The sequence below is a fragment of the Granulicella sp. dw_53 genome, from assembly GCF_018449545.1.
Classification (GTDB): Bacteria; Acidobacteriota; Terriglobia; order Terriglobales; family Acidobacteriaceae; genus Edaphobacter.
Genome location: NZ_JAAVUR010000008.1, coordinates 237,385 through 260,992 on the forward strand (window position 1 = coordinate 237,385; position 23,608 = coordinate 260,992).

The 23,608-nt window shown below is 55.0% G+C and carries 23 protein-coding genes, 1 other RNA gene and 2 pseudogenes; 15 read left to right on the top strand and 11 right to left on the bottom strand.

The window, feature by feature from the left end; translation table 11 throughout:
• Positions 1-202 precede the first annotated feature (202 nt).
• Both HB393_RS14540 and HB393_RS14545 read left to right on the top strand, forming a co-directional pair.
• Positions 203-3,580 carry a TonB-dependent receptor gene (locus tag HB393_RS14540; RefSeq protein ID WP_255551126.1) on the top strand — a complete coding sequence of 1,126 codons (3,378 nt, stop codon included), beginning with the start codon at positions 203-205 and terminating at the stop codon, positions 3,578-3,580.
• Positions 3,581-3,628: 48 nt separating this feature from the next.
• On the top strand, positions 3,629-4,447 hold the full coding sequence (locus tag HB393_RS14545; protein ID WP_213805899.1) for a glycerophosphodiester phosphodiesterase family protein: 819 nt from the start codon (positions 3,629-3,631) through the stop codon (positions 4,445-4,447).
• Between the two features lie 105 nt (positions 4,448-4,552).
• Here the strand turns inward: HB393_RS14545 and HB393_RS14550 are convergent, their stop codons facing one another.
• Positions 4,553-6,907 carry a winged helix-turn-helix domain-containing protein gene (locus tag HB393_RS14550; RefSeq protein WP_213805900.1) on the bottom strand — a complete coding sequence of 785 codons (2,355 nt, stop codon included), beginning with the start codon at positions 6,905-6,907 and terminating at the stop codon, positions 4,553-4,555.
• A 246-nt stretch (positions 6,908-7,153) separates the two neighbouring features.
• Between HB393_RS14550 and HB393_RS14555 the strand changes: the two genes are divergently transcribed.
• Both HB393_RS14555 and HB393_RS14560 read left to right on the top strand, forming a co-directional pair.
• Positions 7,154-8,686 carry a di-heme oxidoredictase family protein gene (locus tag HB393_RS14555; protein ID WP_213805901.1) on the top strand — a complete coding sequence of 511 codons (1,533 nt, stop codon included), beginning with the start codon at positions 7,154-7,156 and terminating at the stop codon, positions 8,684-8,686.
• Between the two features lie 26 nt (positions 8,687-8,712).
• Positions 8,713-9,246, top strand: a complete 534-nt coding sequence (locus HB393_RS14560) for a hypothetical protein (protein ID WP_213805902.1) — start codon at positions 8,713-8,715, stop codon at positions 9,244-9,246.
• A 104-nt stretch (positions 9,247-9,350) separates the two neighbouring features.
• Here HB393_RS14560 and HB393_RS14565 read toward each other — a convergent pair whose 3' ends face one another.
• Both HB393_RS14565 and HB393_RS14570 read right to left on the bottom strand, forming a co-directional pair.
• Positions 9,351-10,811, bottom strand: a complete 1,461-nt coding sequence (locus tag HB393_RS14565) for an energy transducer TonB (protein WP_213805903.1) — start codon at positions 10,809-10,811, stop codon at positions 9,351-9,353.
• A 424-nt stretch (positions 10,812-11,235) separates the two neighbouring features.
• Positions 11,236-11,691 (bottom strand): PEP-CTERM sorting domain-containing protein, encoded by a 456-nt coding sequence (locus tag HB393_RS14570; protein ID WP_213805904.1) that lies wholly within the window; start codon positions 11,689-11,691, stop codon positions 11,236-11,238.
• Positions 11,692-11,732: 41 nt separating this feature from the next.
• Between HB393_RS14570 and HB393_RS14575 the strand changes: the two genes are divergently transcribed.
• The 3 genes and pseudogenes from HB393_RS14575 to HB393_RS14585 form a co-directional block, all read left to right on the top strand.
• Positions 11,733-12,383 (top strand): Ig-like domain-containing protein, encoded by a 651-nt coding sequence (locus tag HB393_RS14575; protein WP_213805905.1) that lies wholly within the window; start codon positions 11,733-11,735, stop codon positions 12,381-12,383.
• A gap of 16 nt (positions 12,384-12,399) precedes the next feature.
• Positions 12,400-13,020, top strand: coding sequence for an acyloxyacyl hydrolase (locus HB393_RS14580; RefSeq protein ID WP_213805906.1), 621 nt, complete (start codon positions 12,400-12,402; stop codon positions 13,018-13,020).
• Between the two features lie 172 nt (positions 13,021-13,192).
• Positions 13,193-13,534 (top strand): annotated as a pseudogene (locus tag HB393_RS14585) (IS5 family transposase); the annotation flags it as partial.
• A 247-nt stretch (positions 13,535-13,781) separates the two neighbouring features.
• On the opposite strand, the gene HB393_RS25255 reads toward HB393_RS14585, so the two are convergent.
• Together HB393_RS25255 and HB393_RS25260 are read right to left on the bottom strand one after the other, a co-directional pair.
• On the bottom strand, positions 13,782-14,498 hold the full coding sequence (locus HB393_RS25255) for an integrase core domain-containing protein (RefSeq protein WP_255551129.1): 717 nt from the start codon (positions 14,496-14,498) through the stop codon (positions 13,782-13,784).
• Complete coding sequence (locus HB393_RS25260) at positions 14,414-14,941, bottom strand: helix-turn-helix domain-containing protein (RefSeq protein WP_255551130.1); 528 nt, start codon at positions 14,939-14,941, stop codon at positions 14,414-14,416. Before HB393_RS25260 ends, HB393_RS25255 begins: the two co-directional genes overlap by 85 nt.
• 249 nt (positions 14,942-15,190) lie before the next feature.
• On the opposite strand from HB393_RS25260, the gene HB393_RS14595 reads away from it, so the two are divergent.
• From HB393_RS14595 to HB393_RS14600, 3 genes and pseudogenes are all read left to right on the top strand, one after another.
• Entirely contained in the window at positions 15,191-15,379 is a 189-nt protein-coding gene (locus HB393_RS14595; RefSeq protein WP_213805908.1) for a hypothetical protein, read from the top strand.
• A gap of 121 nt (positions 15,380-15,500) precedes the next feature.
• A pseudogene (locus tag HB393_RS25700) lies at positions 15,501-15,590 on the top strand (type IV toxin-antitoxin system AbiEi family antitoxin domain-containing protein); the annotation flags it as partial.
• Positions 15,591-15,656: 66 nt separating this feature from the next.
• Entirely contained in the window at positions 15,657-16,049 is a 393-nt protein-coding gene (locus HB393_RS14600) for a hypothetical protein (protein WP_255551131.1), read from the top strand.
• 45 nt (positions 16,050-16,094) lie between these two features.
• On the opposite strand, the gene HB393_RS14605 is transcribed toward HB393_RS14600, so the two are convergent.
• The 3 genes from HB393_RS14605 to HB393_RS14615 all read right to left on the bottom strand — a co-directional run bounded on the left by HB393_RS14605 (position 16,095) and on the right by HB393_RS14615 (position 17,760).
• Entirely contained in the window at positions 16,095-16,388 is a 294-nt protein-coding gene (locus tag HB393_RS14605; RefSeq protein WP_213805909.1) for a hypothetical protein, read from the bottom strand.
• A 4-nt stretch (positions 16,389-16,392) separates the two neighbouring features.
• Positions 16,393-16,722 (bottom strand): hypothetical protein, encoded by a 330-nt coding sequence (locus tag HB393_RS14610; protein WP_213805910.1) that lies wholly within the window; start codon positions 16,720-16,722, stop codon positions 16,393-16,395.
• Between the two features lie 501 nt (positions 16,723-17,223).
• A complete protein-coding gene (locus HB393_RS14615) occupies positions 17,224-17,760 on the bottom strand; it encodes a tetratricopeptide repeat protein (RefSeq protein WP_213805911.1) in 537 nt (178 codons plus the stop codon).
• Between the two features lie 609 nt (positions 17,761-18,369).
• On the opposite strand from HB393_RS14615, the gene HB393_RS25265 reads away from it, so the two are divergent.
• The 4 genes from HB393_RS25265 to HB393_RS14625 all read left to right on the top strand — a co-directional run bounded on the left by HB393_RS25265 (position 18,370) and on the right by HB393_RS14625 (position 19,846).
• Positions 18,370-18,639, top strand: a complete 270-nt coding sequence (locus HB393_RS25265) for a DJ-1/PfpI family protein (RefSeq protein WP_255551133.1) — start codon at positions 18,370-18,372, stop codon at positions 18,637-18,639.
• Entirely contained in the window at positions 18,620-18,919 is a 300-nt protein-coding gene (locus HB393_RS25270; protein ID WP_255551135.1) for a hypothetical protein, read from the top strand. Before HB393_RS25265 ends, HB393_RS25270 begins: the two co-directional genes overlap by 20 nt.
• On the top strand, positions 18,916-19,182 hold the full coding sequence (locus tag HB393_RS25275; protein WP_255551137.1) for a helix-turn-helix domain-containing protein: 267 nt from the start codon (positions 18,916-18,918) through the stop codon (positions 19,180-19,182). The genes HB393_RS25270 and HB393_RS25275 overlap by 4 nt, the downstream gene beginning before the upstream one ends.
• A 106-nt stretch (positions 19,183-19,288) precedes the next feature.
• Entirely contained in the window at positions 19,289-19,846 is a 558-nt protein-coding gene (locus HB393_RS14625; RefSeq protein ID WP_213805912.1) for an HD domain-containing protein, read from the top strand.
• 377 nt (positions 19,847-20,223) lie between these two features.
• Here the strand turns inward: HB393_RS14625 and HB393_RS14630 are convergent, their stop codons facing one another.
• The 3 genes from HB393_RS14630 to HB393_RS14640 all read right to left on the bottom strand — a co-directional run bounded on the left by HB393_RS14630 (position 20,224) and on the right by HB393_RS14640 (position 22,393).
• The gene (locus HB393_RS14630; RefSeq protein ID WP_213805913.1) at positions 20,224-21,360 is read right to left on the bottom strand and encodes a tyrosine-type recombinase/integrase; all 1,137 of its coding nucleotides are present in this window, start codon (positions 21,358-21,360) and stop codon (positions 20,224-20,226) included.
• Between the two features lie 168 nt (positions 21,361-21,528).
• Positions 21,529-21,882: a transfer-messenger RNA gene (gene ssrA / locus HB393_RS14635) on the bottom strand.
• Positions 21,883-21,973: 91 nt separating this feature from the next.
• Positions 21,974-22,393 carry an EamA family transporter gene (locus HB393_RS14640; protein WP_213805914.1) on the bottom strand — a complete coding sequence of 140 codons (420 nt, stop codon included), beginning with the start codon at positions 22,391-22,393 and terminating at the stop codon, positions 21,974-21,976.
• Between the two features lie 196 nt (positions 22,394-22,589).
• Here HB393_RS14640 and HB393_RS14645 point away from each other — a divergent pair, with 196 nt between their 5' ends.
• Positions 22,590-23,399, top strand: a complete 810-nt coding sequence (locus tag HB393_RS14645) for a rhamnogalacturonan acetylesterase (protein WP_213805915.1) — start codon at positions 22,590-22,592, stop codon at positions 23,397-23,399.
• The last annotated feature ends 209 nt before the right edge of the window (positions 23,400-23,608 follow it).

The window sequence follows — 23,608 nt, forward strand, 5'->3', positions numbered from 1 at the left end:
AGTCGTTTTCTCTTCACGGAAACGTAAAGAAAGCAGACTTGTAATTTTTTATCATCTACGTGTGTCTATTTGTCACTTATTAACAATTGCTTGTTATTTTCTGATCATTCGCACCTTGATCGTCCAGCCTGTTCGCTTTGAGCAGTCAAGGTTTTCTTCCCGGTATTGCAGCTTCCACTTAAACGCCAATCTTGGAGTTTCTATGAATTGCCTCGCCTTTGCCTCCCATCTCGACAGTCGCATGCGATCCGGCGTCGCTCGCCGGTTCTATAGTAGCGGCAAACAAATTATTCAGGTCCTCGGCGGGTTCGTTTTTTTGTTGGCTTTCCTAGCTTTGGGTGGCAAACTCGAGGCCCAGACCTTCTATGGCTCGATTAGCGGAGTGGTAAAGGACCCTAGCGGAGCCGTCGTTCCAGGTGTCGCGGTGACGGTGCACGAGAACGGCACGACCACCGAATACAAGACTGTCTCCAACAAGTCGGGTACGTATCGCATCTCCTTTCTCAAGCCGGGCGGCTACACTGTACGCTTTGAAAAAAATGGCTTCGCTCAGTATGTTACGGACGAGCTAAACATCGTGCTCAACCAGGAGCGCGTGGTAGACGGATCGCTAAAGTTAGGAGCGACCTCTGAGATCGTGACCGTCTCTGGAGTTGCCAGCTCTCTTAACACCAACAATCCCCAGGTAGGCGGCGAACTAAGCACTCAGGAACTCATCGACCTTCCCGAATCCACCGGGACAAAGGGAGCGAACGAGTTTCTCATCACTAAGACCTTCGCCGGAGCCTCCAGTTCCAGCCAAGATTACTCGAACGTCAACAACCTCTCTCTTGGGGGCGGCAGAGCCGGTACCAATCCCATCATCATCGATGGTCTGCCTAGCAATATGGGTATAGATGGAACCTACGGCCTCATCCCCACACCCGACTCCACAGAAGAACTCCAGGTCCTCACCGCTCCCTTCTCCGCCCAGTACGGCCAGAGCGGCGGCGGTGCCATCCTTACCACTACCAAATCTGGTACAGAAAAATTTCATGGCACGGCCTTCGAGTCCTATAGTTCCCAGAGCCTCAACGCTCTTGGATATTTCACCAAGCCCGGGACGATCATTCAGCCTTCTTACTTCCACTACTTCGGTGGATCGATCGGAGGCCCCGTGATCCTGCCAAAGCTCCTGGATGGCCGCAAGCATCGTCTTTACTTCTTCACCGACTGGGAGTACACACTCAACCACGCCAATGCGCCGTTCACCACTACCGTGCCTACCGCAGCGGAGCTGACCGGGGACTTCTCCGGACTATCTCCGGTAGGCACTCCTACCGTCCCTATCTACGACCCCCTGACGACGATGACCGCCGGCAAGGTGACCTCGCGTACGCAGTTCCCAGGCAACATCATTCCGAAGTCACGGATCGACCAGGTCGGTCAGAACATAGCAGCGTTCTTCCCTGCAGCAAACTGCACTCCGACCCCGACCTCTCCATTCAACTACTGCTCTAATCCCATCTCGGCGACCAGCTATCTCTATAACGCTGATCGCGTTGACTACAACGCCTCCGACTACGATCACCTTTGGGCAAAGTTCGCGCGCGATGGACCAAGAAATCAGCCCACCATCGATATCCCCAACGTTGCAAACACCTCCACATATAACGGCTGGACGGACGACCATGATGAGATCTCATGGAGCCATATCTTCTCGCCTCGCCTCTCCAATGAAGCTCGCGTAGGCTATGTTTCGGAGGTCAACTTCGCCTCGCCACTGCCAGCAAACGCAAGCTCAATTGGCCTGAATGGTGTGCCTCTAACCCAGTTTCCCAGCATCAAGACCAACCAATACGCCAGCTTTGGCGCAGGCGGCTACTCCAGGACTAGAGACGGTCACTACATCCTGAATGACGCGATGGTCATGCAGATAGGCCGCCACACACTGTCTATCGGTGGCGAGTATATGCGCTACGCCTACAGCTCCTATAAGCCTGGTGTTCTGTCCGGCAGCTACACGTTCTCCGGTGGCTTTACCGCCGTGCCGGGCCAGAGCGGATATGGCTTCGCCGATCTGCTGCTTGGTCTGCCTGCGACGACCACCATCAGCACGACCAACACTGTCTTTCACTACAACCTGAATTACTTTGCCGGCTATCTGCAGGACGACTACAGAATCTCCTCCAGGCTCACGATCAATCTTGGCCTGCGTTACGAATTCGATGGTCCGGCCGCGGAAAAGAACAACAACTACTACAGCTTCAATCCCAACCTGATGGATGCCACGACCGGCAAGCCGGGCGGAATTGAGTTTGCTGGCTTCAATGGCGCTCCTCACAGCCTTTCTCCGAACGTCTACACCGGCATCCTTCCCAGAGTCGGCTTCAACTACCATCTCTTTCGCAATACTGTCGTGCGCGGAGGCTATGGAATCTACCAGCTTCCTAGCATCGGCTTCAACGCGCTGAGCAATACCTCGGCCTCTACCGTATCCGCCACATTCCAAACTCCAACCGGCAGCTTTACCCCTGCTTATCAGCTCTCTCAGGGGGTCCCTGCTTACTCTCCCAACGTCGCTCCAAACGGTCAGCCACTGATTCCCTCGAGTCTGACAAACCCCACCTCCAGCCCCGTCCAATTGCAGTTGACCGCAGTCCTTCCTTATCTCCAGGAGTGGCAGGTCGGTGTACAGCAGGATCTCGGTCATAACTGGATCGCCGAGCTCGACTACATGGGAGATCATGGCGTACATCTGCCCGTCGTGCTTCCAGCTAACCAGATCGCTCCTTCCTCTACCTGTTGCTTCAATATCAAAACTGCCCAGAGTCTCCGTCCCTATCCTCAATTTCTCACTGTCTCTAACGTCACGAACGGAGGAGCACAGTCCTATGCGGCTCTCTTTGCCACACTGAGCCATCGTTGGAGCAACGGTATCTCGACACGCGCAGCCTACACATGGGCGCGTACACAGGACGATGTCGATGGCGGTACTCTGACTCCACTGCTCCAGAACTACTACAACCTGCACGCGCAATGGGGAACGGCAAAGCTGAGCATTCCCCAGCGTTTCTCCCTCTCGGCCGTCTACGCTCTGCCTGTGGGGTCGGGTGGCAGGTTCCTTTCTCACTCGCCGATTGTCTCGCAGGCCATCGGACACTGGAAGGTCAGTACCGTGGCTCAGTTCCAGGTCGGTCTCCCGTACAACGTCTCACAGGCCGACCAGCTTCAGATCGGTTCAGGAGGACAGTTTGTAACCGAGACAGGCAATCCCAATATTGCTCGTGGTTCTCGCTCGGTAGCAAAGTGGTTCAACACCTCCGCCTTCACCATCACCCCTCCTGACACCCTGGGCACTGGCCCGCGTGCCAGCTTCTACGGGCCCGGTCAGAATGTATGGGATATAAGCCTCATGCGAGACATTCCCTTCCGGGAACATGCAGCCTTCACCCTCCGTGTCGATGCGCATAATGCCTTCAACCATCCACAGTTCTCGGGGCTCAACACCTCACTGTCCGCTACTAACACTGCATTTGGTACAGTCACCGGCGCGCAAGACCCACGCTCTCTGCTCCTCGTCGGTCGTCTCAGATTCTAAGCACTGCAACTCAAGACATTTCAACGGAAACACAAAGGACAAAGAAAAATGCATAACTCTATCCTGAAACTTCTGATCGGTTCCACCCTCGCCAGCGGCGTAGCCTTTGCTCAGACAGCATGGACCCCGAAGGAAGACGGAAAAGCCATCAAGATCATCTCCCACCGCGGCGAGCATCTTCATCATCCGGAGAACACGATGGCTGCTTTTCAGGCGGCGATCGATGCGGGGGCAGACTACTTCGAACTCGACGTTCGCACGACCTCTGATGGAAAATTCGTCATCATGCACGACGGCACCCTGGACCGCACCACCAACGGCAGCGGCGAAGTGTACAAGCACACCTTCGACGAGATCCGTGCACTCGATGCAGGCGCAAAATTCGGCCCTTCTTTTGCCGGGACCAAGGTGCCTACCCTGGACGAAGCCTTCGATCTAGCCCACGGCAAGATCAATGTTTACGTCGACACAAAGTATGCCGATCCCCAACAACTAGTCGATACCATCGTGAAGCACGATATGCAGGATCACGTCGTCATCTATGGCAATCCGTTCTTTCTGTATGACGTACGTAAGATTCGTCCGACGCTGAAGGTCATGCCCGAAGCTCTAAGTCCAGACATCTGTAAACTCTTCGTTCGCGCGATGCAATTGCAGGTCATCGCGTTCGATGCCAATGACTTCAAAGATCCTGTCATCGATTGCGCCAAGGCTGCAAATGCAAAGATGTTCGTGGACCGCTTGGGTGATGCTGATAATCCCGAAACGTGGCAAAAGGCTATCGACCTTGGAGCAGCTGGTATCCAGACGAATCTTCCCGCGGAGCTTGCAGCGTACCTTCGTGCCCATAACCTCGCCACGCACTAAGCCGCTAGAAAGACTAGAGGGGACGGTGGAAACACCGTCCCCTGATCTTCTTCGCACCTGATCCGGAGAAATTAAAATCTTCAAACTGATTGAGTGAACTGGGGTTTACCGCCATGACATCATCTTAGCGTATTCCGTTCGCACTTGTGTGGCGATCTTGGTGGTCTCATCTGCATCGTTGAGCATGCTTAGTAAGTTTTCATAATTGGTCTTAGCCTCCACTCTGTTGCCTAGTAAGGCGTACGATTTCCCCAGTTCCAGTCTGGCGATTACGGAGAGGGGATCGTTCATGACGAGTCCGGGATGATCGAGAATCTTCTGAAATTCAGCAGCAGCTTCACTTGCACGCCCCATCGCCAGGAGGGCTTCACCACGGATATAGATGGGATAGAGAGGCTGGCTCAGTTCGTAGGAAGAGCTGACTTGAAGAAGATCAAGCGCTCTATTGGGCTCATGATTTTTTAGCGCGAGAAGAGCTCGAAGTTGTGGGACGTAGTTGTACTGTACGATTGTGTCTTCTTGAAAGCGTGCGGCCAGATCTTCCGTTAGCCGCAATGCCTGGGAGGCATCCCCCGTCATTGCAAGCACGGACGCAACTCCAAATTCGGTGTTCTTTCCTGTCGAAAGGCGAAGAGCGCCCATCGCAAGATTTCTTGCAGCATGAGGGTCTCCGTAGAATGCTTCGAGCAGAGAGCCGGCAACCTCCAACTGTGCTTGCGTGTCGCGCCTCGACGCCTGTCGAGAAAGGTTCACGGCTCTCCTGGACATCTCGCGCGCAGAAGCCAAATGTCCGGAACGAGCGAGAGAGAACGCCTCATAATTCACGAGCCAGGGATTTGTCGGGGCTTGTTCTAATGCGAGCTTCATATTTATTGTGTTGCCCTTGAGAAAAGCGATCCAGTACCTGTCCGTAATAAAGCTGGCGACGAAGAGCTTGCGGTCCGATGCCTGCTGAATGGCTTCCGCTGCATCCTGCAATCGATTGAGAGCAATTGAGTTGAGCGCGAGATTTCGATATCCAGCGACGAAGTCAGGATCAACCTCAATCGTCTTTTTCGCTTCATCGAAGGCTTTCTCATATTGGCCAAAGGCTGGATAAATAGTTCCCGAAAGAAAAGCATGGGGAAAGGAATCGCGAGGATACATATGCACCCACGCCTCGCAGGTATCGCGGGCCTTTAGCAGATTACCGGACACCAACAGATCGTACGAAGCATCGATCGAAAATCTTTCGCGGTCACTGGCTCTTTCTCGAAGTTGATATGACTTTCGCGTGCTTTCGATTGAAAGGCTTTCTTCTCCGAAGTCGGCGTACATGCGTCCAAGCCAGGCGTGGGCCATTGCAAAATCAGGATCGAGTTCTGTCGCACGTTTGAAGAGCGGGAGGGCTTGACCGCTCCCTGTTGTATTGAAGAGTTTGATCCCTTGGCTAAATGCCTTCAACGCGTCGAGCGAAGGCGTGGTCGCTTCAGCAAGCGGAGTATCGAAAGTAGTGACCGAAGCTACCGATTCACCTACCCTGGTCCTGAACTTAGTCGCTATTCGGCTCAGCGCACCGAGCACGTCCTCTTTCCGGCCAACTTGTACCTGCTCGACGTCCAATAATTCGCCAGTTTCGCAATTCTGCGCTCTTAGTCCCAAGACGTACTCTGTACCAGCACGCGAGATAGACCCGTCCAGAATTGCCGCTCCACCTACCCGTTGACAGACCTCGCGCGCAAGGTCTGGGGTAAGAGAAGAATCGGGGGCTCTCCCCATCAGGCGTAAAGTCCTTCGAATCCGAGGCTCGCTGACCAGATGCAATATCGGAGATTGCTCCAACTGGACGACCATGCCTTGTCTCAACGTATCGTCGAACAGTTGATCCCCGCTTGTGTTGGTAAAGTCGGCCAGGACGATGGTGTCCTTGGCGCCTAGCGACGGTCTCGCGCGATAGACGAAATGGGCACCTGCAAAGATTGTGATCAGGGTCACGACTAGTGCTCCACCCACATAAAAGCCAGCCCAGCTTCTAGGCGTAACTCCGATGTTGGTGTAAGCAACCCTATCCACCTCACTCTCACTGGCAACCACCGGATCAGTGGCGATGGGGTCAGAGGGGTGACCAAGCTGCGCGCTCTCAGTTTCCAGAGGTTCCACTTCCGTCCGGTCAACGAGTTCAACCGGAGCAATAAAGCGATAGCCGAGAGTAGGTATCGTCTCGATGTAGGTTGGGGAGCGAGGATCGTCACCTAAATTCTTGCGTAGAACGGCGATCGCGCGGGTGAGGGTGGTTTCTTCAACGAACGTATCCTTCCAAACCGCTTCCAGAAGAACCCTCTTCTCGAGCAGCCTTCCCCCGCTGGCAGCCAAAACAAGTAGAACCCGGAGAGCTTTGGGCTCCACCGAGATGCGCTGCCCCCCACGCGTCAGACTGAAGTTTTTCTCGTCAAGTCTGAATTTTTCAAAGAGATAGACCACGGACACCTCGGGTAAAGAATTGCCCTAAGAGAAACCTAAGAAAATCATCATGGGAAAAGCAAGACAATTTCGCTCGCTAAAGACAGATTACTCCTTGTAACCAATCGCGAAAACCCTGCTGTCCAGTTAGCCCTGATTGCCTGTGAATGATCGGGCTGCTCTGGATGTGTCTCGTCAAGCCGAACCCTTAGAAGGGGCGAGCGGGGTTCTGCGAATAATTGGCGTTTTGGACCAAAGGAGAGCAATATGTGGAGAAATCAAACCTCTCGACGAATAGGCCACTATCTGGTCTGCATCGTTACCTTCTGCCTTGCGGCGACTCTCACGTCGACAGCACAGAACCTGCGTCCCTCGTCGCGAGCAAAGGATCCTGGTCCGCGTCCAAGCCCGGTCTCTACCATTCCTAATTCGGTGCCGGGTTTGAATGCGAACGAGATCGCCCTCTTCAATGAGAGCTTGCTTCGCGTCTCGGAACTGGAGGGGACATGCGACACCTGCGTCCAACAGCCACAGGGCACTGCACCGGTGGACCCCGACCCAAAGAATCCGTTTTCTCCTCTGCGGCTGGTGAACTCCGCCGGCATGGGGCCGGTCTTCAATGCGGACCAATGCTTTATCTGCCACTTCCATCCAACCATCGGGGGCAGCGCGACTAAAGAGAACGCCGCCCACATCGTTGCGCACAGACTCGGCGGAACGAATACGGTCCCCAGCTTTGAAGAGCCAAGAGGCGCCTTTCGGGAGATGCGGTTCAAATTCAATCCAAATAGTACTCGAGACGGAGGGGTGCACAGCCTGTTCACATTGCAGGGCCGGTCCGATGCGCCCAACTGCACTCTGAAACAACCTAACTTTGAACGAGAAACCTTGAAACGCAACGTGGCATTTCGGATTCCACTTCAGCTCTTTGGTCTGGGCTTGATTGAGTCGATTCAGGACTCCGCCATTCGAGAGAATATGAACGCAGACGAAAACCTGAAGCGAATGTTTGGTATTCAGGGTCACCCCAATATTGTTCCAAACAACAGTACAATCAGTCGCTTTGGGTGGAAGGCACAGAATGCGTCGCTGACGATGTTTGCGGGAGAAGCCTACAACGTTGAAATGGGCATCAGCAATGACCTGTTTCCGATCAACCGAAGCGAGAACACCGATTGCAATCTCTCCTATGAGCCCTTCGACGTCCCCCGGACAGCTGACGCAGACTATAACAATCCACTGAAGATCATGCCGGCGTGGCTGATGTTCACTGAGTTCATGCGATTCGTCGATGCGCCTCAGCCCGCCCCTCTGACAGCTAATGCGACCCGCGGCAAACGTCTATTCAAGGAAGTCGGCTGCGCGCTTTGCCATACTCCTTCCTTCAAGACGCCCGGTATGGCTGACCCGAGAGCTCCTTCGGATCAGATCGGTGCAAGGACAGTGGCCCTCCGCGGACAAACCGTAAACCTGTACTCGGACCTGCTGGTTCATCACATGGGCGCAACCCTTGCGGACAACGTCGTTCAAGGAGACGCAGGACCGGATGAGTTCCGCACCACACCTCTCTGGGGTTTGGGACAGCGCCTTTTCTTCCTGCATGACGGACGGACGGAAGACCTCATGGTCGCTATCCAGGACCACTTCTCCTTTCCCGGCTACGACGGCGGAGACAACCCTGCGAAAGATAAGGATTCTTACAAATACGGATTTTCAGAGGCAAACGAGACAGTCCGTAGGTTCAATACTCTTCCAGAGAGCGACAAACAGGCGGTACTCGATTTTCTACGCTCACTCTAACGCAATCGAAATGGCAGGAGGACAAAATGAAAGTACTTCGCATAATCCCGCTCGTGCTTATGTTTATAGGCCCCACTCTGCTTCATGCTTCGGATCCTTTCCTGGGGAAGTGGAACCTCGATACAAAGCATTCGAAGTATCCTCCGGGATTCTGCCCGAAACAGATGTCTATTGAGATGACCGCCGCAGAGCATGGAGTCCACTACCACTCCGAAACGCTGATGATAAGTGGCAACTCTTTCAGCGCCGACTATACGGCTGACTACGATGAAAAGCCAGTGATCGTCTCGGGAGCCAAAGGGATACTCTTGCCGGTGTCACTGAAACGAACTGAGCCGAATGTGGTCATAGCGAGCTATATAAGCGGCCTTCAGGTCAGGGCGACCAGCCGCAGAGCGCTCTCCAGAAACGGCACAGTTATGACTGTAACTACGACCTCGCGAGATGGCGAGGGCCGTACGGTGACAAACGTGAGTGTCTATAACAGATCGGCTCCGGCACAGCGAAGACTTGATCTCTCGAAGGTCAATGCAGCTGACCTTGTCACGGTTCTACAATAGTTGCTGAGTGAATTGGTGTGTAGAAGCGAACCACCGTCAACCAGATTAACAATGGAGAACTCCAGCCTCGTCGATTGCATGCGCGGTAAGAGCTAAGGCGCCGGCTACGGTAACTGAAAGTCCATGACGGCAATTGCGGTCATCGGCGTCGGCCCATCAGAGGACATGTACGGACGATAACGCCAGCGCTGCACTGCGTCCAGTGCGGCATCCCGCAGCAGAGGCGGCCCGCTGATGATGCGGACCGACGCTACATTCCCGTCACGATCGATATCGGCCTTTACCTTGACTTCTCCTTGTACATGAGAGGCTGAAGCTGCCGCTGGATAAGTCGGCATAGGACTGTACAAAATATTTGCCGCCATAGAGCCTAGGGAGGTAAGACGGATGACGCCTCCGCGAGTCGCGTCGACACCTCCGACGGGACTTCCAGGTGTGACGGAGACGTCTGCCGGACGAACCTCTGACGCAAGGTTCGATCCATCTTCCGGGAATGCAGACGATGCGCCAGGAGCTCGTCTATGAAGGAGAATGGGAGGCTTCGAGGTCCTGGCAATACTACCGCCCCCTTGCTCCGAGGAGTCCACAGGAACAGATGGTCTCCCTAAACGTCCGCTCAAGGTGGTTGCCGGAGTACTCGCACTTCCCGCCGCGCGAAGGGCAGGAGGGGCAGTGGAAGAAACCGAAGGGCGTTCGGACGGTGCCGAGGTGGGGACAGCGTCCATAGTTTGTGGGGAAACTTGGCCGTGCGTGGCCAGCGACGGAACTCCAGCGGGGCGCGCAGGGCTATAGGGAACAGCGAGCTGCGTTCTGGGTGATTTCCTTATGAGTGTGCTCGGAGAAGGTATGGCCGTCTCACTGGGGTGGACGGCGGATGGACTGACGTGTCTCTCCGGCGCTGCAGTGGATGCCACATTGTCCGCTGCAGCCGGATTGACCAATGCTGGCGAATTGCTCACATCCGCAGTCGAGCGGGGCTTCAGCCATAGACCGATGGATAACGCCACTATTACGCATGCGGCAGCAACCATCCAGTAAACACGCCTATTCCCAGCGCCACTGTTCTGCGGCCCTTTCAGATCGTATAAATCTCTTTGTGCAAGTTGTACAGAGGTATCGGAAATCTCTTGCGTCTCACCGCGCGCCGATTGAAACGGCTCGATTGAGGGGTTGGCCGCAGGTTCCGCAGTCCAATGTGTGGGAGCCGTGTCCCTACTGCCCGGAGCCGCACCAAGGGCGTGGCGCGCCTCCATCAGGAAGCGAAGCAGACCGTGAGCGTCGCCCTCATCCGCCGTAGCGGCAAAGCTCACCCCAGCGGCGGCAATGGCAAGCACGCCAAGCAGATCGGGGTAACTGATTGTCTGGTCGCACCTGTCGATCACCACCCAAACATACGACGTTAGATCACGGTGGAAGGCGCGGTCACGCGGCAATCGCGTGACAATTTTCCCAAGGGTCTCGACGGTCTCTACGGCACAGTTAGCCTTGATCAGAAAATCTCGTAACTCCGTGATTTCTTCCGCGTAGCGAACGGACACATCTTTGAGTTGCAGAGGTTGCAGCATGCGAGGGCGCCCCACTTCCTGACCTCGAGTAAAACACGGCTACAGTAGAGTTGACACGCAAAACCATCATATGTTGCCCGTATAACGACACAACACGATGATGCGCACAGCCTAATCTATCCCACCAACAAGCCGACCTCAGGACACTGATCTGCCTTAAATGATTGAAGTGACGGTTATACATGAATCGAGAGTTCCCTAAGTTACGCGCAGATTTACGAATCGAAACAGCCTCGTGCAAGTTATTGAAAGTAAAGCTCTCTTTTGCGTAACGGACTTGAGACATTACCGAAAAGGCTGCTTTTGTGATTGTTTCTCCGCGGCCGTTTGCCCTGCGTCGAGGGTATGACTGGCACCGAGACCGGAGCCGCCGTGCCCACAAACTCCGTCACCTAGATCACTTTAGTCTGAACTTCGGCGTCAGCTATACGCGAGAGAGCTTTCGTCTTGCTGCTCCCGCAACAACTAGGATGCCGCTGCCCAGAAGCATGAACGTGGAAGGTTCAGGCGTGATGACAAGGATTGCGGAGCCAATCTCTTGTGCATGTTCGCCCATCAGCGAGTATTGGCCGGTCAAAAAGGTCGGCGATGAAGTTTGGCCGCTAAACAGTTGTGTGCCCAAAGCTAAAAATGGATCCGGAGAACCGTTGAAATCTTCACCGGCGATTTCTATACTCACCCCACCACCAATTAATGAAGAAGCAAACTCCATGTCTGCCACTGCCGGAATGCCGTCGTAGGAAACGGGTACGTTGTCGAGTGTAAAGAAGTGAGGACTTGCACTGTTGTCTGGCGTGGGAGTGGAGGGCAAAAACCAGGTTATGGTGTGGCCAAACTCCGTAAGGGTGAAGCCGTCGATGGAATCGGCTTTAGCAACCAAACTGGTAGCTGCAATGGCTGCGAAACATAAGGCTTTGGACGGTGGCACTCGTGAATGGAACGGCCACATATACCGCAACAGCATTGCTCGCGGGTGCGCATAGCTTGACCATCACCTACAGCGGAGATAGCAACTTCAACGGTGTCAGCGCTGGAGGCTCTGGCATTACGCTTACAGTGAGTCCCCTCGACTTCACATTGACATCGAATTTAACAGTGGTCCAGTCCGTGATCCCCGGCAAGTCGGCAACGTATACCTTCAACCTCACTCCGACTGCCGGAACTTTTCCCGGCGTCGTCACCTTCGCGGTCAGCGGCCTGCCAGTTGGAGCAACCTCTAGCTTCAGTCCGCAGACTCTACCGGCCAACTCTACCGGCGAGGCGGTCGCACTGACGGTCCAGGTTCCTCTTCCCGCAACAGCATCCCGACAATGGAATTCGCAACAACTGGTCTGGGCGCTTCTATTGTTGCCTTTGGCGGGTGTCAGGCGACTACAGAAGGCACATAAACGGTTCAGGCGTGCCGGGCTGCTGATGCTCCTCTTACTTGGCTCTACCGCTGTGATCGGGCTCAGTGGATGTGGTACCAGCACCGGCATCTTCGGCCAAACTCCAAAGGACTATACCCTTACCATCACCGCAACTAGCGGATTGGTCCAGCACTCCATCAACGTAAACCTAAATGTTCAATAAGACAGGAGGAGATGAGATGAGAATGACTACTCGCAAGAGGCTCCTCCGCGGAGTTGCAATATCGTTGTCTTTTTTTATAACCGTCAGGTTTTCTTTGACGCAGAGCACGGCACAGGTGCAGAAGCCTTTGCCTACGTCGCCCGCGCCAGTCGTCGAAGTAGGCCTAATATATGTTGCGGAGCGGACCAAACTTACCTACGGGGACAACTTCTGGCTGCAGGGAGGGAGTGGCGAACTATCTTTCCCTATCTACAAGAGCATCAGCCTCGCTATGAACGTAACAGGCGCTCACAAAGGGAACATCAGTTCGGCTAATAGTGGCTTCAGCAAGGTGTCATTTGTGGCTGGGCCAAGATATACCTTTGATCTTCACAAGTCCCGCCTCTTTGTGGAGGCACTATTCGGCGGAGTGCATGGTTTCGATGGAGTTTTTCCTGCCGTCAACGGAGCGAGAATGTCTGCCAATGCCTTTGCGATGCAAACCGGAGGCGGCTACGAAATTGACTTGAAGAAACGAGTCAGTCTCCGCTTGATCGATGCCAGTTACGTTCGCACCCACCTGCCAAACGGAGGTAGCAATTCTCAGGGCGATTTAAGGCTTGCGGCTGGCATTATCTTTCGTTTTCCCACCCACTAAACCATATAACCAGCGCAGGGCGGAATAGACGGATTCCATGGGCTTTCGCAGATACGACATACGCCCACCGCGACAGGCAGCAAGTGATGGAATCACCTGCCCAGCTATTTAGGCCGTATCGACATATTCACTTTTGCGATGGTTGAAGATTTGTTTCGATGAGTGGATGGGCGTGTTGCGGTATGAGTTGAGCGAGGCGCAGTGGCGCCGGATTGAGGCGTTGTTGCCTGGTCGAGCCGGTCAGGTTGGCCGGCCTGCGGAAGATAATCGGCGGTTTGTGAACGGCGTCTTGTGGGTGATTCGGTCCGGGATGCGGTGGGCCGATCTTCCCGAGCGTTATGGCAAGTACAAGAGCGTGCACAAGATGTTCGTCCGCTGGGCCCACGCCGGGGTCTGGGACCGCATCTTCGCCGATCTGGTGCGCGACAAGCAGAACCCCTACCTGATGCTGGATTCGACCATCGTCAAGGCCCACCAACAGGCGGCCACGGGCCGCAAAAAGGGGGCGACAAGGCTGAGCGAAGCGGGACACTGTTTACGTTTTAGACCGGAGAGATGGTTTACAAGCCCCTTGCGGAGGAAGTGGCTCTGGTTCAGGGTTATGGCTGGCTAGGCCCGGTCTTAAATAAGATATCTCGTTGCCGTCGAAGCGTTGGGAATGTGGGAATCCCGAAGGGATTTCCAAGAGGAGTGGGAAGGGTGGGAAACCGGCTTTATGGTTTTCCATGCTTTCCACTCCTCGGCATTTCCAACGCTTGCTTTCATGGGCGAAGCCCGGGGCGAAATCGCATGTCGTTGGCATCGAACTCGCCGATTTCCAGAGAGCAGAAGAAGACTCGGTAGAAATTATCCTTCACTTTTTCGAGCGCGATATCTTCACCGCGGAAAACCTCGCTGATAAAGACCCTGCTCTTATGCCAACTGATGTCTCTAGCATCGTTCACGCGCCGAGTCTGGAAATGAGCTGGGTACTGATGGGCCTTCGTGTACCTTGGCAGGAGCCGGGAGCTCGGGACATAGACGCTGCCGGGTGTTTCGTTCCCCAATGCTTCATGAGGACGCTCATGGTTGTAGACACGAACGAACTCATCGAATCGCTTCTGCTGCGCATGGAGTGTCTTCGCTGAAGGGGTGGCCGTGTCCTGCTTGAGCGTGCGATGCATACGCTCATGTCGACCGTTCTGCTGTGGCTTGCCTGGCTGAATACGCTCATGCCCGATCCCAAGCCCTACCCAGCTCAGGGACAACCGTGACAATCCCATCACACCAAGTCTAGAGAATGGATTGCCGTTGTCGGTGCGAATCCGGTCGGGAACACCGTACTCGCGCATGGCGGCCTCGCAGATCGCAAGGACATGCGCTGTATCCATGCGGGCCACCGCCTGACAACGGATCAGATAGCGACTGTATGCATCGGTGATCGTGAAGGGATCGCATCGGTTGCCGTCCCCGGTACGGAACCATCCCTTGAAGTCCATACACCATAGCTGATTCGGAGCGTGACCTCAGCGAAGGGCTCTGAATACGGGGTGGTTCTGCGTCTCTTGCGAACAGGGTTGGTGAGTCCCGCCCGGCGCAGAATCTGACCGACGGTGCTTGCCGCCGGCCATGCAATGTTCGGGTTCATCTTCTCCAGACGAGCCTTCAACTTCCGCGCTCCCCAGGAGGGAAAACGCTTCCGCAGTGCAAGGATCTCGTTCTCGATCTCCAGCGAGGTTGCGTGAGAACAACCGTGGGTCTTGCGCGAAATGTCCAACAAGCCTTCTGGCCCAACTTCTTTGTATCGTTTGATCCACTTATATGCGGTTGGGCGAGAGATGCCGTACTCGTGGCATAGGTCCGTGACTGACATCTCTTCCTTCTGATAACTGGATAAGAACTGCAAGCGCTGATCCACAATACGACTCTCTTTCCAAGGCATGAACGTATCTTCTTGCGTTCAACCAATGCATAAGAACCCTCAGACCTCCGTCTCTGTAAACGATGTCGCAGGTCTTTCGTGTAAACCATGTCCTCGGTACCTACTGGACTCCTACCCCTCGCAGGCTCCGGGACCCTTTCCAAAAACTTCATCTCTTGGTAACGCGGCTATGCCGCGACTTGGGAGCAGCGCACCTTCGCGCCCTTTTGGTATGTGTCCCGATTGACCGGGGCAAACAGGAGAAACACCATGCAGACACAACAGACCATCACCTTCTTCGGTACCGTCAGCAACTCAGCCACCATCGTTGCTCCAGACAGGCACCTGTATCAAGCTAGTCGTCCAGGCGCAACCACAGCCAAACAACATCGCAAGCATTCCACTCCTCACCGCAACCTTTGTGCGACCGGTTCAGCCGGTTTTGCTCGAGTAGCTTGAGCATCAGCAATGTATCGAAACCGAGATAGAAATCTATAACTATATTGAATTTGATACAATCCGGTATGAAGACGCAGATGGAACAACTACGGAGACTTGCCGATAAGCAGCCCGTAATGTAATACGGTCTGTCGATCTGGAGCGACTTGCCCTCCCTCGCAATTACCTCGGTCGTTTGGTTCGGGAAGGGAAGCTGGAGAGGGTCGGGCGTGGGCTCTATTCGTCCACCGATCATCCGCCATCAGAAAAGCGAACTCTAGTCGAAGTCTGCCGGAAGGTGCCTCAAGCCGTAGTTTGTCTCTCGTCCGCCTTGCGCTTTCACGAACTCACCACAGAGAATCCGTTTGAGGTCTGGATCGCACTCAAGCAAGGGGCATGGTCGCCTCGCATGGAATATCCACCTGTCCACGTCGTCCGATTCTCGGGAACGGCCCTCTCCTTCGGGGTGGTCGAGTACCTCGTGGAGGGAACAGCTATCAAGGTTTACACCCCTGCCAAGACCGTTGCCGATTGCTTCAAGTTCCGGTCGAAGATTGGAACGGAGCTGGCGCTTCATGCTCTTCGCGAATGCTTCCAAGAACAGAAAGCCACGATGGACGAACTTTGGGAGGCGGCGAAAGTCTGTCGCGTTGCCAACGTCATGCGACCGTACATGGAATCGCTGTCATGAGTAAACCTGTCATCAACGTGGCAGCCTCTGTCCGGCAGCGTCTCCTTAGCGTAGCTCGTGATCGCAACGAAGATTTCGGTTTGCTGCTGACGAAATTGCGCTGACCGTATGGGCTAGGGCCTTGGGATCCGCTGGATTGAGATTGTTCAAATCATTTTGCAAAGCCGCTTGGGGCTTTTTCGCCTGGCCCCCCTCTAACGGCTCGCTCAGCCACGGGCAGAATGCCCTGACTTCGGCATGTGAATCATTTTTGCAAAACTTGGCCGCCTCAGAGGTCTGAGCTAAGAGTGCCGAATTAAGGCAAGCAAACAAAACTATGAGACAGATGACGCTTTTCATTCAATTAGCTCCCAAACAGTTTAATTACGCCCCAAGCGTTGGTGTCATAAATGATGCCAGGTGGGTTGTGCGGTGTAGCGCTGCGGCCGGTCACGCTACCCACGCCAATCGTCGCGTTGGGCTCACCAGGAGCAAAGACTAGAGCGAGCCAGATGGCGGAGTCACCAGACGGCAAGTTAGGCACTGTAATACTGCGTTTGTCGGCCCCAATTGATAGTGTGATCGGAGACTTACCGACAACCGCGAGTTGCGCCTGGACAACACTGGATGCATCGAGCGTCGCAACAAAGTTAGATCCGGTCTTTCCTGAAATATCTGCAGTGGCTTGTGACATGAAACTCCTACGTAAGATTTCGCGACTCTCGACTAATTAGCTCCCCGCTGTTTGCACAGGCGTTTGCAAAGGAGGCAATTTGGGTGGGTTCGTCGATACATCAGGTACGGTACTGCTCTACGTAGGCCCGTTACTTGGAAAATCGGATAGCTGGAGATTAGACGCAGCCCGTATTATTAGCAAGAAATTTCTTGTATGCAGCGCGTTGGTGTCTCATGCAACGCTTTCGATCTTTGCGTTCGGCATCGAGCAGCTGGAACAGTAACTCAGTCATATAGACAATACCGAGTCCCCTTTTGGATTGAGCCTTAGTTGACGAGAACAGGCCAAAGCACGTTTCCAGAACTGCAACCGCTCGAAACGCGCTTTGGCGATTTTGCGTTAGCTGAATTCGGAGCGATACAACTTCCGAATTGCGGGCGAGCCGGGCGCTATTAAACGACGGGCGCCTTCCTCGACTAGCAAGCCAAACTTCTCAAAACCAGGGTGCCTAATGGAAGTTCAATCTCTACGGACGGCTGTGGCGAGGGCTTCTTGAAGAGCTGGCCAGTTGGGAGCGTAGTTGAGTGCCTCTTTGTATTTGGCGACGGCATCTTTCCAGTTTCCCTTCTGGGAGAGTAGATCGCCCCAAAGCTTGAGCGGATCAGCGAACTTCGGTGTGCGTTGATGGGCGGCAGCGAAATCTGCTTCCGCACCGGACAACTCGCCACGCCTGAGCCGGGACTGCCCGCGTTCCATGTACACAAATGGTTCGTTAGGACCCTTCGCGATGGCTTCGGCCCAGATGGCCTCGGCCGCGGTAATGCTACCGGCTCCCTCTGCCAAAGACCCGCGAAATGCCTCACAGAGGCTGTAAGAGCCCATCTGTTTGAACACTGCGTTCGCGTCGGCCGAATGACCCGTAAGGCCGAAGACATAGCCGGCGAAGCAGAGGCTATTGATCTGCAAATTCGAGGTGTTGCTCCAGACTCTCCACATTGTTTGCGCACTCTTCAGCAGCGGGCTGGCATCGGTAGGTCTGCCTGTTGCCTGCAACATGAGAATGGGTTCACCGGCTGCTTCAAAGAACTGGGTTTCGGGAGCTCGGGATCGCTTTGGGCTATAAAACGTTGAAAAGAATCTCTGTCGTCCATGATCGCGTATGTCTGAGCCACTCCCGTGGCGGCGGTCATATTCGAAGAGCCCCGACCGCGGTTGTCCGCAACCTCATCCAAATTCGCGCTCAACATGAGGGGCATATCCCATAGTGATTGTGCGGCATTGATAAGGTCCGACATGTCCTAAGTAAATTATGTTAAGGATCGGCCAAAAGTTCAATTTCGGACAAAGGCGGTGAGCAATTTTTCCAGGTAGCGATGATCAACTGATGACTTCAGGCCGAGGCGCGTTTCGAGGCAAACCGTGCTCAAAACGCGAATCGGCGATTTAGCAACAATCCAGAACCATTCCATTCGAAAAAAGCGTTCCCGGTACAGAAGCTCGGACCATTCCTATTGCACTCCTTTGCCGGTAGACTTGCCCTATAAGAAGAGTGGTCATCACAGGGCCTCGTCCGGTACAGATTCTGGATGTTGCAGGCCCTCTCGAAGTCTTCTCAAATTCGGATGCCTACGAGATCCAGCTGGCGACTCCGATAACGGAACTACCTTGCAAACCAATCGAGGGATCGAGCTTGGGAATGCACTTCCAGTCTCAGAAATTAGTGGCGCCATCGACACGTTAGTCATTGTGGGTGGCCCGGGCGCCGAGAGCGGGAACTACGATCCGAAGTTCATTGGCTGGCTTCGTGAGGCTGCGGATCGTTCCCGTCGCGTGGCCTCCATCTGCACAGGAGCCTTCCTGCTTGCGGAAGCAGGACTTCTGGACGGCAAGCAAGCAGTGACCCATTGGAAGTTCTGTGAACGGCCTGGCGCTTGAATATCCGAAGGTGCAGGTAAAGCGCGACCCCATCTATCTGCGAGACGGCCGAATCTACACCTCGGCGGGGATCACTGCGGGCATCGATCTTTCTCTGGCACTCGTCGAGGAGGACCAGGGGCACGAAGTCTCACTTGAAATCGCCCGCTTTCTTGTCATGTTTCTCGTTCGTCCTGGGGGCAGGCTCAATACAGCCACATGCTCTCGCACCAGGCGACCGCTTCGCAGCCACTACGCGAACTCCAGGTGTGGATGCTTGAACATCTGCGAGATTCTATGACGGTAGAGTCGCTGGCAGACCGTTTAGGCGTCAGCGCTCGACACTTTACTCGAGTCTGCCTGCGGGAGACCGGCATGAACCCCGGGCAGTTCATCGACCGGATGCGAGTCGAAGCAGCACAACAGATAATCGATAGCTCCAAGAAGGGCTTGAAGGAGGTAGCCGATGCATGTGGGTTTCATTCACCCGAGGCAATGCGTCGCGCCTTCTCACGCGTGCTTGGTGTCACCGCTGCGGAGTACGCCAGCCGCTTCCGCCGCTGACCCGAGACGGAACGAGATGTCCTAAATTGCAGTAAGTGTGTCGTGGCGTCGGTCATGGGACAGGCCTATCGTGGGGAATGTAAGTCATCTCTATGGAGGTTCCCTCATGTCGACCGTATCCCTCGCCTGTGGCGCTGGTCTTGAAGCCACCAACATCCCGGATAGCCAACTTGCGCAACAGGTAACGGAGTTCATCCGTGACCCAGAGTCTGAGTTTCTCTTTAACCATTCCAGCCGCGTGTACTCCTTTGCGGCTCTCGCAGGCTATCTGCGCGGTCTGAAGTTTGATTGCGAACTACTCTATTCGGCCGCCATGTGCCATGACATCGGTCTGGTGCCTGCTCACAGCAGCGCTGCAGAGCGTTTCGAGGTGGACGGCGCAAACGCCGCCCGTGATTTCCTCCGCCAGCGTGGGATAGTAGCTTCCGAGATCGATCATGTCTGGACCGCTATCGCCCTACACACCACGCCGGGTATCCCGCAGCACATGCACCCCGTCGTCGCCCTTGTCACTGCAGGCGTCGAGATGGACGTTCTCGGTATCGGCTATGGCGATGTAGAAGAAGACACACGCAAAGCCTATCGTAGACCGGTTTCCGCGCACGCCACACTTCAAGGAAGACATTCTGCAGGCCTTCTACGACGGAATCAGACACAAGCCTGAGACTACCTTTGGCAATGTTAAGGCCGACGTACTGGCGGATAAAGATCCCGCATTCCGCAGGACGAACTTCTGCTCCATCATTCGCAATTCACCTTGGAAAGGCTGATCTGCGCACCGTATTGAGGGATCGCGCGGACGAAGTCATTAGTCACGAACTGTCGTTGTTGTTTACATCGCAGATGCCATGAGTCTCGATAGGTGACTTCAGGCCAATGCGCGTTTCCAGCACGAGTGCTCAAAACGCGCATTGGCCTATTTAAAGCATTGCGCATGCTGAGATGCGTTTCTCACGATCCTGCGCGGACAAGAAACAGAAGGCTTTTTCCGAATTGTGTGAGCGGCGTAGTGATGGGGTGGCCTTGTCTTCGCTAACAGCGCTACGCTGCTCTTTTCCTGCCCAAACGTTTCGGGGCGGGAACTGCCCAGGCCGATATAACCGCGTTGTCTAGGACCTCTTGCCGTGAAGGCACCCATGCGGCATAACTTTTCTCGGTCGTGCGTATTGAAGTGTGTCCGAGGAGCTTGCTCACATGCTCCAGTGACACGCCCGCCTTAAGAAGCTCACAGGCGAAGGTGTCGCGGAGTCGATGTGCCTTCATGTAGCCGCCCGTGATTTTGGCTTCAACGAAGCAGGGAGCAACAAATCGTTTGCCCCAATTGCCACTGATGGACTTGGGGGAGCCTACCCCACTCCAGAAGAAGAAGCGGTCATTATCATTCGGCACCGCGAGCAGTTCAGCCGCTATCTTTGGTGGAAGAAGGACGCTGACATCAGTTCCGGTCTTGGTACGCTGGGTCACAACGCGGTGACCAGTTGCATCGTGAATGAGCGCAGAGCGGGGAAGTGTCAGAGCATCTTGGATCGACAGGCCGCTCGACCTCATGAGCAGGAACAGACCGCGTACCCGCTTGATCCAATACTCTTGGCTTTGATTTTCCACCACATGATTCTGCGGTGCCTTGACGACGACATAGACCGCATCGAGCAGGCGCTTATATTCGTCAGCCGTCAGAGGAAGGGTGGGAACCTCTTCCGCCTTCATCTTCGGCCAGACTGGAACCTCGACCAGCCACCTAGCGACGCGGCAGAACTTTAGAAAAGACTTGTACCGTTCGGCCAGTTTGTTCCGGGTGAGACTCGACGGGTACAGGTCTTTCCAATCGGAACAAAATCGGGTTATGAGTTCGCGGTTGATTCCCGCAAGGGTGTAGACGCCACGACCCTCACAGAAGGACGCCAGGCGTCCGAGCTCTCGCTCGTACTTCCGTATGAGGTCAGAGGAGAGGTTCTCCACCTTCTTATCAGCGATGAAGACCTCGACGGCGGCTCGCATGTTCTTCACCCCTGGCGTGTCCGGCACAACCGTTCTGCCGGTCAGCTGGTCTTCAACGTCCCGCTTGACCTGTTCGGCCTCCGCCCATGAACGAGTATTTGCCGGACGCCGTTGACGCGGTTCGCCGGTTGCCGTCCAGCGAAGCCACTTTCTGCAATCGCATCGCTTGGCGATGCTCATCCCCTGCATACTTGCAGCCCTTCGAATGCCGGACAAAAATTGTGATCGTCGGCGTGGTAGTCATTGAGTCCTGCTCTCTGAATGCTCCAACGAGACGCAGTAGACACGTTTTTGACACAAAAGTAAAAGCCACCCGTAAAGGTGGCTTTAGAATCAACAGCTTAGAAATGGTGGAGGCGGTGGGAGTCGAACCCACGTCCGAAACTACTGTCAACAGAGAGCTTTCATGCTTTTCCAGCGTTCATCTTTGTCTCGTCATCGACGCTTAGAACGGGCGAAGACGCGACGACGACCAGTCTGATCGATCTCGTCCGACCCGCTCAGACGGAGCAGGGAAGACCAGCCTACTGTGCGACGATCGGTACAGGCCCGTAGGCGAAGCTTGAGCGATCGGCTACTTAATTATTAAGCAGCAAGCGCGAGTGTTGGTTCGGCACTTATAGTTTTGTGAGCGATTACGGGTGTCCACACCCCGGCATGCCTCTCTGCCGCAAGCAATCCCGTCGAAGCCGTGACGCCCCCATTTTGGAGACTGGCACCAACATTGCATTGGGCCCTCAAAGAACTGTATTCATTATAGCGTTTCATTGTGGCTGGTGCCGATTTGCGGATGTCAGGCGAAGGCGAGGATGATTGCGCCCAAGGTTACGAGCGATCCGCCGACCAGCTTGATGGGAGTCAGGTGCTCGCCGAGGAAGATCCATGCGCCGAGGATGACGAGGACGACGCTGAGTTTGTCGACCGGCGCGACGCTGGAGGCTGGTCCGATTTGGAGGGCGCGGAAGTAGCAGAGCCACGACAGACCGGTGCAGATGCCGGAGAGAATGAGAAAGAGCCAACTGCGGCGACCGATCTCTGCGAGACCGTGGTGTTTCTGGAGTCCTAATGCGATGGCCCAGGTGAAGACCAGGATGACACTGGTGCGGATGGCGGTCGCGAGGTTCGAGTCGACGTTGGCTACGCCGACCTTTGCGAGGAGCGCGGTTGCGGCGGCGAAGAGTGCGGAGAGGAGCGCCCAAAAGACCCAGGTCATGGGATTGAGGATATCTTGCCTGCGTCTTGGCTGCGGTGGCTTGACTCGGGACGGGCGGCAAGCGTAAATAGTTTCCATGCTGAAACTATTGTTGCCGCGGATGTCCTTGCGTTCTCTCTCCATCCTTCTCTTATTCATCTGTTCCATTTGTCTCAGTAGCTCTCTTCTTGCGCAGGACCCGGCTAAGGCGGTTCCTATGGAAGGTTCCACTACGGATCCGGGCTCGCACGCGAAGATCGGTTTGAAGCCGCCTGCTGATCCCAAGCTGCCTACTCTTTTTCTAGTGGGCGATTCGACTGTGCGGAATGGGCATGCCGATGGCGCGGGTGGACAATGGGGTTGGGGAGAGCCGCTGGTCGATTTCTTCGATACGACTAAGATCAACGTCGACAATCGCGCCATTGGGGGGCGGAGCAGCCGTTCGTACATTATGGAGAACCAGTGGGAGGAGACGCTTGCGCTTGTGAAGCGGGGCGATGTCATTCTCTTCCAATGGGGGCACAACGATGACGGTCCGTTGGACGATCCGGCGCGTGCTCGAGGGACGATTCATGGCATTGGGGAGGATAGCAAGGAGATCGAGAATCCTATCCTGAAGATCCATGAGACGGTGCATACGTATGGCTGGTATCTGCGGAAGTACATTGCGGACACGCTGGCTAAGGGCGCGATTCCGGTGATCTGTTCGCCAATCCCGCGCAAGACGTGGAAGGACGGTAAGGTCGTCCGCAATGCGGCGAACTATGGCGGTTGGGCGGCGCAAGTCGCGGCGGAGGAGCATGTGGCCTTTATCGACTTGAACGAGATCATTGCGCGGCGCTATGACGCTTTGGGGGAGGAGGCTGTGGAGCCGCTGTTTGCCGATCCGCATACGCATACCAGCCGAGCGGGAGCGGAGATCAATGCCGAGTCCGTGGTGAGCGGGTTGAAGGCGCTTCCTCATGATCCTGTGGCGGGGTACTTCTCGGCCAAGGGCTCTGCGGTGAAGCCTTATGGTGGGACTTAGGTGTCGTGCCCCCCCCCCCCCCCTGCCGGAAGTCGCACATTTAAATGGAGTTATCGCTTTTAGGCAACGCAAAATATTCCATCGAGATGGGTTATGGGTAAATATGGGGAAACAATGGGGTTGTGGCTTTGACCCCGAGTTTCTTGGGATGGCGAGGTTGGCAAGGAGCTGATATTAATCCGCGCTGGGCGATGTTAGGGATGGCTTAC

What these genes read in the sequence shown, in the direction of transcription:
- HB393_RS14615 (WP_213805911.1), bottom strand. Translation starts at nt 17,760, where the DNA reads ATGTTGCAGGCAACAGGCAGACCTACCGATGCCAGCCCGCTGCTGAAG.
- HB393_RS14580 (WP_213805906.1), top strand. Translation starts at nt 12,400, where the DNA reads ATGAGAATGACTACTCGCAAGAGGCTCCTCCGCGGAGTTGCAATATCG.
- HB393_RS25255 (WP_255551129.1), bottom strand. Translation starts at nt 14,498, where the DNA reads ATGGACTTCAAGGGATGGTTCCGTACCGGGGACGGCAACCGATGCGAT.
- HB393_RS14640 (WP_213805914.1), bottom strand. Translation starts at nt 22,393, where the DNA reads ATGACCTGGGTCTTTTGGGCGCTCCTCTCCGCACTCTTCGCCGCCGCA.
- HB393_RS14560 (WP_213805902.1), top strand. Translation starts at nt 8,713, where the DNA reads ATGAAAGTACTTCGCATAATCCCGCTCGTGCTTATGTTTATAGGCCCC.
- HB393_RS25260 (WP_255551130.1), bottom strand. Translation starts at nt 14,941, where the DNA reads ATGCCTTGGAAAGAGAGTCGTATTGTGGATCAGCGCTTGCAGTTCTTA.
- HB393_RS14595 (WP_213805908.1), top strand. Translation starts at nt 15,191, where the DNA reads ATGCAGACACAACAGACCATCACCTTCTTCGGTACCGTCAGCAACTCA.
- HB393_RS14610 (WP_213805910.1), bottom strand. Translation starts at nt 16,722, where the DNA reads ATGTCACAAGCCACTGCAGATATTTCAGGAAAGACCGGATCTAACTTT.
- HB393_RS14625 (WP_213805912.1), top strand. Translation starts at nt 19,289, where the DNA reads ATGTCGACCGTATCCCTCGCCTGTGGCGCTGGTCTTGAAGCCACCAAC.
- HB393_RS14605 (WP_213805909.1), bottom strand. Translation starts at nt 16,388, where the DNA reads ATGAAAAGCGTCATCTGTCTCATAGTTTTGTTTGCTTGCCTTAATTCG.
- HB393_RS14630 (WP_213805913.1), bottom strand. Translation starts at nt 21,360, where the DNA reads ATGAGCATCGCCAAGCGATGCGATTGCAGAAAGTGGCTTCGCTGGACG.
- HB393_RS14545 (WP_213805899.1), top strand. Translation starts at nt 3,629, where the DNA reads ATGCATAACTCTATCCTGAAACTTCTGATCGGTTCCACCCTCGCCAGC.
- HB393_RS25275 (WP_255551137.1), top strand. Translation starts at nt 18,916, where the DNA reads ATGACGGTAGAGTCGCTGGCAGACCGTTTAGGCGTCAGCGCTCGACAC.
- HB393_RS14555 (WP_213805901.1), top strand. Translation starts at nt 7,154, where the DNA reads ATGTGGAGAAATCAAACCTCTCGACGAATAGGCCACTATCTGGTCTGC.
- HB393_RS14645 (WP_213805915.1), top strand. Translation starts at nt 22,590, where the DNA reads ATGGAAGGTTCCACTACGGATCCGGGCTCGCACGCGAAGATCGGTTTG.
- HB393_RS14540 (WP_255551126.1), top strand. Translation starts at nt 203, where the DNA reads ATGAATTGCCTCGCCTTTGCCTCCCATCTCGACAGTCGCATGCGATCC.
- HB393_RS14565 (WP_213805903.1), bottom strand. Translation starts at nt 10,811, where the DNA reads ATGCTGCAACCTCTGCAACTCAAAGATGTGTCCGTTCGCTACGCGGAA.